The sequence below is a fragment of the Streptomyces longispororuber genome (assembly GCF_014656095.1).
In the GTDB taxonomy this organism is placed as follows: Bacteria; Actinomycetota; Actinomycetes; order Streptomycetales; family Streptomycetaceae; genus Streptomyces; species Streptomyces longispororuber.
The window spans coordinates 53,636-66,887 of the sequence record NZ_BNBT01000008.1 but is presented as its reverse complement, the minus strand read 5'-3'; the positions used below and the strand labels follow the sequence as shown (position 1 = coordinate 66,887).

Sequence of the window (13,252 nt, the reverse complement as noted above, 5' to 3'; positions counted from 1 at the left end):
GTTCCTCCGTCTTCCTGCGTCCCGGAGCTGCTGCGTCCAGGATAGTCCACCACCGCAATATCCAGCGCTTGCAAATATCCCGCGCATGCAACTATTGTGGACGCACGTTAAGCGCTCCCGCAACCGTTTGGAAGGTATACCTCCATGCCTCTCGCGCTTCTGGCCCTCGCGATCGGGGCCTTCGGAATCGGAACCACGGAATTCGTGATCATGGGGTTGCTTCCCGAGGTCGCGGGTGACTTCGACGTCTCCATCCCCACCGCGGGGTTCCTCGTGACCGGCTACGCCCTCGGCGTCGTCCTCGGCGCCCCGCTGATGACCGCGCTCGGCACCCGCATCTCGCGCAAGCGGATGCTCATGCTGCTGATGGGCCTGTTCATCGCGGGCAATCTGCTCTCGGCCGTGGCGCCGGCGTTCGGCGTCATGCTCGCCGGCCGCATCGTCGCCTCGCTCGCCCACGGGGCCTTCTTCGGCATCGGTTCCGTCGTCGCGGCCGAGCTGGTCGCGCCCGAGAAGAAGGCCGGCGCCATCGCCACCATGTTCTCGGGCCTCACCGTGGCCAACGTGGTCGGTGTACCCCTCGGCACGTTCGTCGGCCAGGCTGTCGGCTGGCGGGTCACCTTCGTCATCGTCGCCGCCCTGGGCGTGCTCGGCCTCGCCGGTGTCGCCAAGCTCGTACCGGACCTGCCCAAGCCCGAGGGCGTACGGCTGCGCGACGAGGTCGGCGCCTTCCGCAACGTGCAGGTCCTGCTCGCCATGGCGATGACCGTCCTCGGCTTCGGCGGCGTCTTCGCGGCCATCACCTACATCACGCCCATGATGACCGAGGTCGCCGGCTACTCCGACTCCTCCGTGACGTGGCTGCTCGTCCTGTTCGGCCTCGGCATGGTCGGCGGCAACCTGATCGGCGGCCGGTTCGCCGACCGCGCGCTGATGCCCATGCTGTACGTCTCGCTCGGCGGCCTGGCCCTGGTGCTCGCCGTCTTCACCCTCACCGCGCACAACCAGATCGCCTCGGTGGTCACCATCGCCCTCATCGGCGCCCTGGGTTTCGCGACCGTGCCGCCGCTGCAGAAGCGGGTCCTCGACCAGGCCTCAGGGGCGCCGACGCTCGCCTCCGCCGTCAACATCGGCGCCTTCAACCTCGGCAACGCCCTGTCGGCCTGGCTCGGCGGCGTGGTCATCTCCGCGGGCCTCGGCTACACCGCCCCGAACTGGGTCGGTGCCCTGCTCGCCGGGTCCGCCCTCGTCCTGGCCGTCCTGTCGGCCGCCCTCGAACGCCGGTCCGCCGCGCCCTCCCCGGTCATCGCGGGTGCCACCCCCGTGGCCGAGCGCGCGCAGGCCGTCCACCACTGAAACACCGTTCCCCAAGGAGACACACCCCTCATGAGCACCACCCCCGCCCCCACCGCCGTCGCGCCGCTGACCATCACCGACGCCGAGGCCCTCGTGACCACAGCCCGCCGTGCCGCCGAGGCCGCCGGGGTCACCGTCAGCGTCACCGTCCTCGACGCCGGCGGCCACCTCCTGGCCTTCCGGCGTGACGACCGGGCCGTGCTGATCTCCGGCGAGACCAGCACCCGCAAGGCGTACACCGCGCTCCAGCTCAACACCCCGACCGCCGACCTGGTGGACGCCGTCCAGCCCGGCGGCCTCTTCCACACGCTGCCGACGGCCCTCGACCGGCCGCTGCTGTTCATCGCGGGCGGCGTACCCGTCCACCGTGACGGCCGGCTCATCGGCGCTATCGGCGTCGGCGGCGGCGCCCCGGAGCAGGATCACGGCTTCGCGACCGCGGCGGTGCAGGCCCTCGCCTGACCCTCGCTCCACCGCCACCCGGTCCGGGGCTCACCTGACCCCTTCGCCCACCCCGCGCAGGGGCCGCCGGACCGGGCCCAGCGAACAGCCCGCCCTCACCGCCGGACGTACCACGGCAGGTGAGCGCGGGCTTCGGCCTGTCCGCAGGCCGCCGCGGCCCCGGGTTCGTGGTGCCTCAGCCCGCCGCCACCGTCAGCGGAGCGAACCGGCGTGTCCAGTCACCGGGCAGCTCCGGAACGCCGTACGTCATGACGGCGTTGAAGGCGACGGACTCCAGGCCGCGCGCCTTGACCCACGTGAGCAACTCCTCGTGGCGTACGTCGATGTCCGTACGCAGCGGCCGGTCGGTACGGGCGCCCAGGGAGGTGATGAGCGCCTTGGCCGTGTCCGTGTCCCGGGCGATGAGCGGGCCGACGACATGGGTCTCCATGTTCGGCCAGGCCCCCGCGTAGCCGATGATCTCGCCGTCCGCCTCCGCGACCCGGAGCTGGTCGGTGAAGGCAGGCAGGCGCGTGACGATCGGGGTGCGGTCCAGGCCGAAGACCTCGGTGTCCAGCCGGACCAGGACGGGCAGGTCCTCGGCGGTCGCCGCGCGGGTGGTGATGCCTGAGGTCGGCGCCTCCCCGGCATCGGCGTCGAAGCGGCCGCGGACCATCTCTGCCCGGCCCGTCGTCTTGAAGCCGAGCTGCTCGTACAGAGGGCGGCCGTGCGGCGTCGCGTGCAGGGTGAGCGGAGTGGTGCCCGCCGCCTCGATGACGGAACGCATCAGCCGACGGCCGATGCCCTGGCGGGCGTGCCGTTCGGCGACCAGCACCATGCCGATCGCCGAGAGCTCTGGGTTCTCGTACGCCCCGTACCGGGTCACGACGCACGCGGCGATCAGTCCGTCGCCGTCGGGGTCATCGATGCCGTAGCCCGTCCCGGCCGAGAGCAGCAGGCCCCACTTGTGTTCCTCGCGGGGCCAGCCGCGGTCCTCGGACAGATCGGCGCAGGCGGTGAGGTCGCGGGGCGTGAGCCTGCGGATGGGCAGTGCGGAGAGGGTAGGTGTCGACACGCGGGTCAGGCTGTCTGACGCATCGCCTCGGCGTCCACCTCTTTGTGGGGAGAAGCACGCTGCTTTTGGCCAACTTGCCGCTGCTCCCGCTGCTGAGCGGTACGCAGGCGACGGCCGCGCCGGGTCGGGCCCCAGGGCTTGAGGACGGAGACCGCCGTCATGAACAGGTAGGCGCCGAGGGAGACGAGGGGGCCCGCGATGAGGTCGGACGTACTCGGGAGCGGACGGCCCGCGGCCACGGTGCCGACAGCTTCGTCGATCCCTGGGCGCAGCGCGAAGACGGACGCGGTGGTCGTCACCAGCGTCAGCCAGAACTTCGTGTAGACCCAGCGGTGACGTGCGAGCCCCCAGGACGTTCCGAGCGAGAGCAGCAGGCCGCTCAGCAAGGTGAGGAACGCCAGGGGCAGGACGAGCCAGTCGGTGAAGACCTTCATCGCGCGGACGGAGGCCTCGACGGTGGGATGGGACGCGGTGGCGAGCGCGGTCGTGGCGAGGGCGACGAGCCCGAGGGTGAGCCCGAGCCAGCCGGCCGAGGCGGCGACATGGACAACGAGGGTGGCCCGGCGAGCGGGGCGGCGTAGTTTCACGTGAAACACCGTGCCGGGGGAGGCGGGCCCCAGCGTCTGACAGCGGGAGTAACCCCGGGTACTAGCCTCGGCGTACATGGCGCGCCTTCACCTCTTCGACCTGGACGGGACCCTGCTGTACGGCACCGCGGCACCCGTGGAGATATCCCGGCAACTGGGTTTGGAGCGAGAGATCGCCGCGCTCGAGGCGGACTTCGTGGCGGGGCACACCGACTCGATGCAGTACGCGGTACGGGTGCACACGCTGTGGGCAGAGCTCACCGAGGCCCATGTGGCGGCTGCTTTCGACGGGGCGCCCTGGCTGTCGGGCATCCAGGAGACCTGGTCCGAGATCCGTGCGGGCGGCGACTACTGCGCTGTCATCTCCCTCTCGCCCTCCTTCTTCGTGGAGCGGCTGCTCGGCTGGGGCGCACACGCCGCGTACGGTTCCCGGTTCCCCGCCGTGCCGTTCTCCGGACCGGTGGATCCCGCGGGCATCCTCAACGGGGCGGCGAAGGTGAAGATCGCGAACCGGCTCTGTGAAGAGTTCGATGTCGCTCAGGCCGACTGCGTCGCCTACGGCGACTCGCTGTCCGACCTGGAGCTGTTCGCTGCGGTGCCCGTTTCGGTGGCCGTGAACGCGGACGCGCGGCTGGCGGACCTGGCCACCCACTCCTACGTCGGCCGGGATCTGCGGAAGGCGTACGAACTGGTGCACACGCCGGTAAGGGAGGCAGGAGAAGTGTGAGGATCCCGGAACTTCGAGTGAAGCAGCGGCACTTGTGTGTTCGACGAGTGCCAGTAGGGTCGGGGAGAGTGCACGCCGCCGCGTTCCGCTGCGCGTCCCCGGGCGGCCGGAAGGCGTGACGGGAAGGCACGCACACAGATCGACAGAGCTTAACGGGGTAGGGAGATCGAGAACCCCTTCTTCCGGCTATACGCGCCAGGCACAGAACACCGATGCCATGCTGCCGCTGAGGTGACTGCGACCCACATCACATTGGTGCCCTACTTGTCCGTAAGGCGTAGGACGCCGGGTTCAATGTGATCGACAACGGCTGCCGAGGCAAGGCGGGGAAGCAAGCACCTCCCGGCGAGGAAGTGCGCGGACCGACTGAGAGATGTTCGAGGCGAGGCACAGGATGGACGCTCCGACCACCACGTCGGCGGGCAAGGGCACTTCCGGGAACAGCGGCAGCGGCTGGTTCACGCCACGGAAACCGCAGGAGCAGCCGGAGGAGGAGCAGTCGGCCTCCGGCGGCGGGGACGGAGCGGAGACGACGGGCCCCGCCCCGCATAAACCCACGAGCAGCCCGTGTCCGGCACCGCCAGGACGGCGCGCGGCAGCGATCGGCCCCCCGGCCGGACGGACGGCCGGGGCCCCCGACACCGATGATGTGTCGGGGCGAATAGCACCTGCCTCCTCCGCCGGGCCGACGACCGCTCCAGACACCGCGGCGACGGCTCCGGACACCGCGGCGACGGCTCCGGACACCGCGGCGACGCCTCCGGACACCCCGGCGACGGCTCAGCGCATCCCGGCGACGGCCCCGGCAGCCCACCAGCAGCCCGCCGCCCAAAGCCCGCCTCGTACGGCAGCCGCGCCGCCGGGCAGTCCGGCGCCACCCGGCGCCACGCCTTCGGGCGCCCTGTCCTCCCGTGCCGCGCCTTCCGATGCCGCGTCCCCCGAGGCCGCGCCACCCAAGGCCGCGCCACCCAAGGCCGCGTCCCCCAAGGCCGCGTCCCTCGGCACCCCGTCCCCCGACGCCGTCCTCGTCCGGCGCACGATGGCCGAGATCGCGCCCATCGCCGACAAGGTCACCTCGTACTTCTACGCGTTGCTCTTCACCCGCCACCCCGACCTGCGCGGGCTGTTCCCCGCGGCGATGGACACCCAGCGGGACCGCCTCCTGGCGGCCCTGCTGACGGCGGCGGAACACATCGACGACGGCGACGCACTCGCCGAGCACCTGGGCCACCTCGGCCGCGGACACCGCAAGTACGGCACGAGGTCCGTCCACTACCCCGCCGTCGGGGAGTGCCTGATCGGGGCGCTCACCCGGTACGCGAGCGCGAGCTGGGACGACGAGACCGAGGCCGCGTGGGTCAGGACGTACACGACGATCTCGCAGATCATGATCGACGCGGCTGCCGAGGACGAGCTGCGCGCGCCCGCGTGGTGGTACGCGGAGGTCGTCTCGCACGACCCGCGGACCTCCGACATCGCCGTCATCACCGTCCGCCCGGACCAGCCGTACCCGTTCCTGGCCGGGCAGTACACGAGCCTGGAGACCCCCTGGTGGCCGCGGATCTGGCGGCACTACTCCTTCGCGTCGGCGCCACGCTCCGACGGGCTGCTCTCGTTCCACGTCAAGGCGGTCCCGGCGGGCTGGGTCTCGAACGCGCTGGTGCACCGCGCCCGGCCCGGTGACGTGCTGCGGCTCGGTCCGCCGACGGGCTCCATGACCGTCGACCACAGCACCGACAGCGGCCTCCTCTGTGTCGGCGGCGGCACTGGCATCGCCCCCATCAAGGCCCTCGTGGAGGACGTCGCCGAGCACGGCAGGCGCAGGCCCGTCGAGGTCTTCTACGGCGCCCGCACCGACCACGACCTGTACGACATCGACACCATGCTGCGGCTGCAGCGCTCCCACCCCTGGCTGGCCGTCCGCCCGGTCGTGGACAACCGCGCCCAGCTCCCCGACGCCGTGCGCGCGTACGGTCCGTGGAACGAGTACGACGCGTACCTGTCGGGCCCGCCCGGGATGATCCGCAGCGGCGTGGACACGCTGCGGCGAGCGGGCATACCGGCGGGCAGGATCAGGCACGACGCGGTGGAGGAACTCGTGGTGGCGGGGGACTGACGGCGGGTTCGGTTCGGGCCCCTGGCGAGGTGGTCCTCAGCCCAGGTCCGGCGCGTGCATGGCCCGTACGCCCTCGATGTTGCCGTCCAGGTAGTGCCGCAGGGACAGCGGTACGAGATGGACGGAGGCGATCCCGACGCGGGTGAAGGGCACCCGGACGATCTCGTACTCGCCGCAGGGGTCCTCGACCTCGGGGCCGTGCCGCTGCGCCGGGTCCATGGACTCCAGGCGGCAGACGAAGAAGTGCTGCACCTTCACCCCGGTGGCGCCGCCGTCCTCGCCGATGTGCTCAAGGGTGTCCACGAAGCACGGCACCACGTCGGTGATCTTCGCCCCGAGCTCCTCGTGCACCTCGCGGTGGAGCGCGTCCACCACGGTCGCGTCCTCCGGCTCCACCCCGCCGCCCGGAGTGAGCCAGTACGGATCCACGCCGGGCTTGGTCCGCTTGATGAGGATCAGGTCGTCTCCGTCCAGAAGGACGGCACGTGCGGTGCGCTTGACCACGGGTCGGACGGTCATGGGGGAAATGTGGCCCGCACTGTTCCACGTGAAACATCGCGAACCGGCCGGGTACAGCCCTACGTCCAGCCGACCGCAGCACGCAGCAGCCACGCGTGCGCCCGCGCGATGGGGGGCATGGCGAGTGTGCCGGTGCGTACGACGAGGAAGTACGTGCGCAGGGGCGGCACCGCGGGGTCGAGCAGCGCCGCGATCTCGCCCCGCTCCAGGGCGGACGCGCACAGATAGCGAGGCAGGACGGCGAGCCCGGCGCCCTGGATCACACAGGCCAGGACGGCGCGCAGATCCGGCACGATGACGGCGCCGGCCGCGGCCGGGCGGGAGTCGAAGACCGCGGCCCAGTAGCGGGAGACGAACGGCAGCGACTCGTGGACCTCCACCACCGGCAGGTTCTCCACGGTGAGAGCACCCTTGCGGCGCAGCTTGCCGGGCCCGATGAGGGACGCCCAGCGCGGCGCCGCCACCAGCACGAGCTCCTCGTCGCACAGCGGCGTCGCGGTGAGCAGAGCCCCGCGGGGGCGGGCCGTGGTGATGGCCAGGTCGTGGTGTCCGGCGGCGAGCCCCTCCAGAACCTCCTCGGCGTTGCCGAAGGAGGCGCGCAGCGCGATGCGCTGGCCGTCGCCCCCGGCCAGCGAGGTGAGGGAGGGGAGAGCGCGCTCCGCCGTGAACTCCGGTGGCCCCGCGAGGTGCAGCGTACGGACCGACGAGTCCTCGTCGATGCCGGCCTCGGCGATCTCCACCAGGGCGTCGAGGTGCGGCGCGGCCTTGTGGGCGAGCTCGTCGCCCATGGTCGTCGGGGTGACTCCGCGGGCCTGGCGCAGGAAGAGCGGACGGCCCAACTGGCGCTCCAGCGTGCGGATCTGGGACGTCACCGCGGGCTGGGAGAGTCCCAGGAGGGCGGCGGCACGCGTGAAGGACCCAGCCCGGTGCACCGTGACGAATGTGCGCAGCAGGGCCAGATCCATGTCCTCACCCTTCCTCCGTGTCGGCCCCCGGCGCATCCCCACTATAAATTTGTCGATAGGTTGCTGTCGCTACCGTGATTGGACACTGACACAGAGTCAACTAGCCTTGTTCGCGCGGTTCTTCACGCAGGGAACCGAGGACGGTCCGAGCCACGAGGGGGGAGGCTCGGACCGTCCGTTGTGCGTAGCCGCGTACGAGGGGCCCGGGCGCGCGCGGCGGTTCTGCCTCCTCGTGGGGCGCAGAAGTCAGCCGGCCGTCTCGTCCAGCGCGCGCAGCACATCCGCCACCAGGTCCTCGGCGTCCTCCGCCCCGGCCGAGAAGCGGATGAACCCTTCCGGAACCGCGTCCCCGCCCCAGCGGCCGCGCCGCTCGGCCGTGGAGCGTACGCCGCCGAAGCTCGTCGCGTCGTCCACGAGCCGCAGCGCGTCGAGGAAGCGCTCCGCACGCGCGCGTGACGGCAGCGCGAACGACACCACGCACCCGAAGCGCCGCATCTGCCGCGCGGCGATCCCGTACGAGGGGTCGTCCGGCAGCCCCGGATACCGCAGTCCTGTCACCTCGGCACGGCCTCGAAGCGCCTCGGCGACGGCCAGGGCGTTCGCGTCCTGCCGGTCGACGCGCAACTGGAGGGTCGCGAGCGAGCGGTGCGCCAGCCAGGCCTCCATGGGCCCGGGAATCGCTCCGACGATCTTGCGCCAGCGCCGGACGGCGGCGGCACGCCCGGCGTCACGGCAGGCCACGTAGCCGAGCAGGAGGTCGCCGTGGCCGGTGAGCTGCTTGGTGCCACTGGCGACGGAGAAGTCGGCGCCGAGGTCGAGCGGGAGCTGGCCGAGGGGCGTGGCGAGGGTGTTGTCGACGGCGACCAGGGCGCCCCGCGCGTGCGCCGCGTCGGCGAGACGGCGGACGTCGCAGACGTCGAGGCCCGGGTTCGACGGCGTCTCCAGCCAGAGCAGTTGGGCGCCGTCGAGCACGCCGAGCTGCGCGTCACCGGCGGTGGGCGCGGTGCGTACCTCGATGCCGTACGCCGTGAGCTGCTCGCGGACCAGGGGCAGCGCCTGGTAGCCGTCGTCCGGCAGAACCACGGCGTCACCGGCGCGGAGCTGGGAGAAGAGCACCGCGGAGATCGCGGCCATCCCGGAGGCGAAGACCAGCGTCTCCACGTCCTCCTCCCGGCCCTCCGGACGTTCGAGCTCACCGATGGCGCGCTCCAGCCGCGTCCAGGTGGGGTTCTCGTCGCGGCCGTAGGTGTACGGGCCCGTGGGCTCCCCCGGCAGGTGGTAGTGCGCGGCGAAGACGGGGCCGGGGAGCGTCGGCTCGTACTTCACGGGCTCCGGGAGCCCGGCGCGTACGGCGCGCGTACCGTCACCGGCGCGCGCCTCCCGCGCGGCCGCGCCCGTGAACGCTGTCGTCGCCGTCGTCGCCGTGGGCGCCGTCGTGGGTGCCGCGTCCGTGCCCTGCGCCGAGCGCCCGGGCGCCGGGTCCCCGCCGTGCACCGGGGTCTGTGCCCGCTCCGTCATGCCGCCCGTCCTTCCAGCGCTTCCTGTACGGCGTCGAGCAGGCCGTCGCTCGCCGCCTCGACCATCTTCAGGCACTCCTCGAACCCGGCGAAGTCCCCGTAGTACGGGTCGGGCACGTCGAGGTCGCCCAGGTCGCCGCCGCCGCGGCGCCCGCCGCGCCCGTCCTCGGAGCCGACGGCCGGGTCGTACGAGCGCAACAGGCGCACCTTCTCGGCGTCCCGCGGGGTCGGCGCCAGGCGGCGCAGGGTGCGCAGGTGGCCGCGGTCGAGGGCTATCACCAGGTCGAGCCGGTCGAACCAGTCGGCCTGGAACTGCCGGGCCACGTGGTCGGTCCCGAAGCCCGCCGCCGCGAGGACGGCCACGGTGCGCGGATCGGCGCCGTCGCCCTCGTGCCAGCCGTCGGTGCCCGCACTGTCCACCAGGACGCGGCCTTCGAGACCGGCGTCGCGCACCCGCGCGCGGAAGACCGACTCGGCCATGGGCGAACGGCAGATGTTGCCGGTGCACACGAAACAGACGGCGAACGTCGTGGCGGCAGGACGGGGTGAGGGCGCGGAGGAAGGCATGGGGTCGGTTGTTTCCTCGGAGTGGGGCGGCCCCAGGAGGGGCGCGCGGGACGTACGGCGTGCGTGGGATACGGCGTGCGTATGGGGGGATGGCGACGCGGCCGAGCGGCGGTCCTGGAACCGGGTCAGTCCTTGTCGGGAAGGGCGACGTTCAGGGCCCAGGAGACGACCGAGATGATCAAGCCGCCCAGCACGGCGGTCCAGAAACCCTCGACGTGGAAGCTGACGTCCAGCTTGTCGGCGAGCCAGGAGGTCAGGAGCAGCATCAGGGCGTTGACCACCAGGGTGATCAAGCCCAGCGTCAGGATGAACAGCGGGAACGTGAGGACCTGTACGACGGGCTTGACCAAGAAGTTCACCAGGCCGAAGAGCAGGGCGACCACGAGGAGTGTCAGTGTCTTCGAGCTCGTGCTGTCGCCGGTGAGCGTGATCTTGTCGAGCAGCCACACGGCGACGGCCAGGGCCACCGCGTTGGCGAGCGTCTTGACTACGAAATTCTTCATGTGTCTGATCGTGGCAGACCTGGGCCGGCAGCGGTCGGCCCACGATGTGGCAAGGGGCATACAGGAGCGATGAAGGCATTCCGACTGGACGAGCTCGAAGCGGAGCGCGCCGCCAACGACGGCGCGTATCTGCAATTCCTGCGGGAGCGGAACATGTCGGTCGGGCTCTACGCGCTCGATGCCGGGGACACCGACCCGCAACAGCCGCACCGACAGGATGAGGTGTACATGGTTGTCAGCGGCCGCGGTTCGATCACGGTCGGCATGGAGACGACGCCGGTCGCGCGCGGCAGTGTCGTGTACGTCCCCGCCGGGGTGCCGCACAAGTTCCACCACATCACCGAAGACCTGCGGGTCCTCGTCGTGTTCTCGCCGCCGGAGCAGTGACCTCGCCGACCGCGTTCCCCGCTGCCCGCGTCTCCTGCTGCTTGCGTCTCCCGGAGCCCGCGTCTCCCGGCACCCGCGTCTCCCGCTGCCCGCGTCTCCTGGGGCCCGGCCGGTGTCGGGGGACGCGGTCGGCCCGGATCAAGGGCCGGACCTCAGGGTTCGTGCCTCAGGGTTCCCTAGGGGGAGAGTCAGGGGAGGACAAGGGATCGAGCCGCCCCGAACGGGCGCTCGCCCCTCTAGCATCGAATACGTGAGGCAAGGAATCCGCGCAGGTGCGGAGCCTCACGCAGGAGCGAAGCTCCGTTACTGACGGAGTTCCGTCACCGGCGGAGTTCCATCACCGACGGAGTTCCAGCGGCTCGTGGAGTTCCGTCCCATGGCGGAGAACGGAAAGGGCAAGGGCAATGGGAGAGATCTTCGGCGGTATGCCGTGGTGGGTGAAGTGGGTCGCGGTGCCCCTCATCGCCCTGGTCGTGTTCGGCGGCCTGATAGCGAGTGTCGTCGGCTTCGTGTTCGCCCTGCTCTTCAAGGTGCTGCTCTTCGTGGCGCTGGTCGGCGGAGTCGTCTACGTGGTACGGAAGTTCATATCCAGTTCGCCGTCGTCCCGCAGCAAGTCACGCGCCGAGTGGTGAGGCCGTCCGGGGTTCCCTCCCGAGGGGGAAGTTTCCCCAGGCTGGGCCCTGGAGCGGTGGCCAAGGGTTAGAGTCCGGAAACCGACGCGGGGCTGTCCCCGCAGGCGGGCCCACTGCCCCCTCCCGTGTACCCCCGACACGGAGGGAACCCCCATGCGCAGGGAGTGACCCATGGCCACGGTTGATGCCTCACCCCCACCTGAACGCACCGCCCCCGCAGGCGAAGCCGCCCCTGCGGACGAAGCCAACTGTCCCCGCGAAGCCGCCCTGACGCACGACGGTGGCCCTGAGGAGAGCGCCTCCACACCCGCCTCCTCACCCTCGCGCGCTTCGGCGTCCCCCGACTCGTCGCCGATCCACCCGCTGCGGCCGAAGTCACCGCCCCTGGGTACGGCGCGCCGCACATCGTCGACCCTGACCCCGGCCCCGACACCGTTGGCAACCCCCGCGGCGTCGATGTCGGCGGACACCGGCTCGGCCGGCGTCGGACCGACGCTGATCGGCTCGGTGCAGCGGGCGATGCGGCTGCTGGAGGCCGCCGCGTCGCACGAGAGCGGGGCGCCCGCGAAGCAGTTGGCCCGCGAGTCGGGGCTCGCGCTCCCGACGGCGTACCACTTGCTCAGGACGCTGACCCACGAGGGCTATCTGCGGCGGGAACACGGGGTGTTCGTGCTGGGCGAGGCGGCGGAGCGGCTGGGTGCCAGCGCGGCGCAGCAGAAACGTCGTTCCATGGTGGACGACGTGCTGGCGCACTGGCGCGACGCCATCGGTGCGCCTGTGTACTTCGCCCTCTACCGCGACGGTGAGATCGAGGTCGTCTCCATCGCCGACACCCCCGGCACCCCGGCCGTCGAGGAGTGGGCCGACTTCCGGGAGACCGGGCACGCCCACGCCATCGGGCAGTGTCTGCTGGCCCAACTCGACGACGAGGCACGGCGGGAGCACCTCGACCGCTATCCGGTGCGGTCGCTCACGCCGAACACGGTCCGTGACGAGCAGGCGTTACTCCGCAGGCTCGACGGCCTTGGCCGGATGGCGCCGGTGGTGGAGCACCAGGAGTACGTGCTGGGCACGGTCTGCGCCGCGATTCCGATCACGGTGGGCACCACGGCGGCCACCGTGGCGATCTCGATTCCGTCGGCTCAGGCGGAGCGGTTGTTGCCTGCGGCACGTGCCGTGCAGGAGGACCTCGGGAGGCTGCTCAGGACACTCGCCTTCTCTATCAGCATCTGAAAACTCACTCCTTGTGATCTGTTGTGTACGTTGAGCAAGATGACACGAGTGTCAGGGAGCTGGTTCCTGGCCACGGAAGGCTACTGACGGGGTAGGCGGCGATGCGAGAGTCGGTCCAGGCAGAGGTCATGATGAGCTTCCTCGTGTCCGAGGAGCTGTCGTTCCGCATCCCGGTGGAGCTCCGGTACGAGACGTGCGATCCCTATGCCGTGCGGCTGACCTTCCACCTGCCCGGTGACACCCCGGTGACCTGGGCCTTCGGGCGGGAGCTACTGGTCGACGGAGTGGGCCGGGCCTGCGGCGACGGGGATGTGCACATCGCGCCCGCCGACCCCGACGCGCTCGACGAGGCCTTCATCAGGCTGCAGGTCGGGGCGGACCAGGCGCTGTTCAGGGCGGGGATCCCACCACTGCTCGCCTTCCTCGACCGGACGGACAAGCTGGTCCCGCTGGGGCAGGAGCGGGCGCTGGCCGACTTCGACGCGCACCTGGACGAGGCGCTGGACCGGATCCTCGCGGAGGAGCAGAGCGCTGGCTGAGCATCGCTCCGGGCCGTGGCGGAAGAACCGCGGTGGTGCGATGTCTGTGACGCACAGTAATCGCCGAAGGGTAGGGCGCGGACCTGCG

Annotated in this window: 15 protein-coding genes; 8 read left to right on the top strand and 7 right to left on the bottom strand. The window is 71.3% G+C overall.

Annotation, left to right across the window (positions count from 1 at the left end; all coding sequences use genetic code 11):
- Positions 1-144 precede the first annotated feature (144 nt).
- Together IE330_RS04685 and IE330_RS04680 are read left to right on the top strand one after the other, a co-directional pair.
- Complete coding sequence (locus tag IE330_RS04685) at positions 145-1,356, top strand: MFS transporter (protein WP_190134561.1); 1,212 nt, start codon at positions 145-147, stop codon at positions 1,354-1,356.
- Between the two features lie 30 nt (positions 1,357-1,386).
- Complete coding sequence (locus tag IE330_RS04680) at positions 1,387-1,818, top strand: GlcG/HbpS family heme-binding protein (protein ID WP_190134560.1); 432 nt, start codon at positions 1,387-1,389, stop codon at positions 1,816-1,818.
- Positions 1,819-1,993: 175 nt separating this feature from the next.
- Here IE330_RS04680 and IE330_RS04675 read toward each other — a convergent pair whose 3' ends face one another.
- Entirely contained in the window at positions 1,994-2,872 is an 879-nt protein-coding gene (locus IE330_RS04675; protein ID WP_190134559.1) for a GNAT family N-acetyltransferase, read from the bottom strand.
- A gap of 5 nt (positions 2,873-2,877) precedes the next feature.
- Positions 2,878-3,459 carry a DUF2269 domain-containing protein gene (locus tag IE330_RS04670; RefSeq protein WP_190134558.1) on the bottom strand — a complete coding sequence of 194 codons (582 nt, stop codon included), beginning with the start codon at positions 3,457-3,459 and terminating at the stop codon, positions 2,878-2,880.
- A gap of 76 nt (positions 3,460-3,535) precedes the next feature.
- On the opposite strand from IE330_RS04670, the gene IE330_RS04665 reads away from it, so the two are divergent.
- Both IE330_RS04665 and IE330_RS04660 read left to right on the top strand, forming a co-directional pair.
- The gene (locus tag IE330_RS04665; RefSeq protein ID WP_190134557.1) at positions 3,536-4,186 is read left to right on the top strand and encodes an HAD family hydrolase; all 651 of its coding nucleotides are present in this window, start codon (positions 3,536-3,538) and stop codon (positions 4,184-4,186) included.
- A gap of 394 nt (positions 4,187-4,580) precedes the next feature.
- A complete protein-coding gene (locus IE330_RS04660) occupies positions 4,581-6,302 on the top strand; it encodes a globin domain-containing protein (RefSeq protein WP_190134556.1) in 1,722 nt (573 codons plus the stop codon).
- 36 nt (positions 6,303-6,338) lie between these two features.
- Here the strand turns inward: IE330_RS04660 and IE330_RS04655 are convergent, their stop codons facing one another.
- The 5 genes from IE330_RS04655 to IE330_RS04635 form a co-directional block, all read right to left on the bottom strand.
- Entirely contained in the window at positions 6,339-6,821 is a 483-nt protein-coding gene (locus IE330_RS04655) for an NUDIX domain-containing protein (RefSeq protein ID WP_190134555.1), read from the bottom strand.
- 59 nt (positions 6,822-6,880) lie between these two features.
- Positions 6,881-7,786 (bottom strand): LysR family transcriptional regulator, encoded by a 906-nt coding sequence (locus tag IE330_RS04650; protein WP_190134554.1) that lies wholly within the window; start codon positions 7,784-7,786, stop codon positions 6,881-6,883.
- Between the two features lie 246 nt (positions 7,787-8,032).
- Positions 8,033-9,304 carry a cystathionine gamma-lyase gene (locus tag IE330_RS04645; RefSeq protein WP_229925384.1) on the bottom strand — a complete coding sequence of 424 codons (1,272 nt, stop codon included), beginning with the start codon at positions 9,302-9,304 and terminating at the stop codon, positions 8,033-8,035.
- A complete protein-coding gene (locus tag IE330_RS04640) occupies positions 9,301-9,870 on the bottom strand; it encodes a low molecular weight protein-tyrosine-phosphatase (RefSeq protein ID WP_190134552.1) in 570 nt (189 codons plus the stop codon). Before IE330_RS04640 ends, IE330_RS04645 begins: the two co-directional genes overlap by 4 nt.
- A 125-nt stretch (positions 9,871-9,995) precedes the next feature.
- On the bottom strand, positions 9,996-10,373 hold the full coding sequence (locus IE330_RS04635; RefSeq protein WP_190134551.1) for a phage holin family protein: 378 nt from the start codon (positions 10,371-10,373) through the stop codon (positions 9,996-9,998).
- 69 nt (positions 10,374-10,442) lie between these two features.
- Between IE330_RS04635 and IE330_RS04630 the strand changes: the two genes are divergently transcribed.
- The 4 genes from IE330_RS04630 (at position 10,443) to IE330_RS04615 (ending at position 13,164) form a co-directional block, all read left to right on the top strand.
- The gene (locus IE330_RS04630) at positions 10,443-10,760 is read left to right on the top strand and encodes a cupin domain-containing protein (RefSeq protein WP_190134550.1); all 318 of its coding nucleotides are present in this window, start codon (positions 10,443-10,445) and stop codon (positions 10,758-10,760) included.
- Between the two features lie 404 nt (positions 10,761-11,164).
- A complete protein-coding gene (locus tag IE330_RS04625; protein WP_190134549.1) occupies positions 11,165-11,392 on the top strand; it encodes a DUF5326 family protein in 228 nt (75 codons plus the stop codon).
- Positions 11,393-11,848: 456 nt separating this feature from the next.
- Positions 11,849-12,625, top strand: coding sequence for an IclR family transcriptional regulator (locus IE330_RS04620; protein ID WP_229925383.1), 777 nt, complete (start codon positions 11,849-11,851; stop codon positions 12,623-12,625).
- A 101-nt stretch (positions 12,626-12,726) separates the two neighbouring features.
- Positions 12,727-13,164 (top strand): SsgA family sporulation/cell division regulator, encoded by a 438-nt coding sequence (locus IE330_RS04615; protein ID WP_190134548.1) that lies wholly within the window; start codon positions 12,727-12,729, stop codon positions 13,162-13,164.
- Positions 13,165-13,252 lie beyond the last annotated feature (88 nt).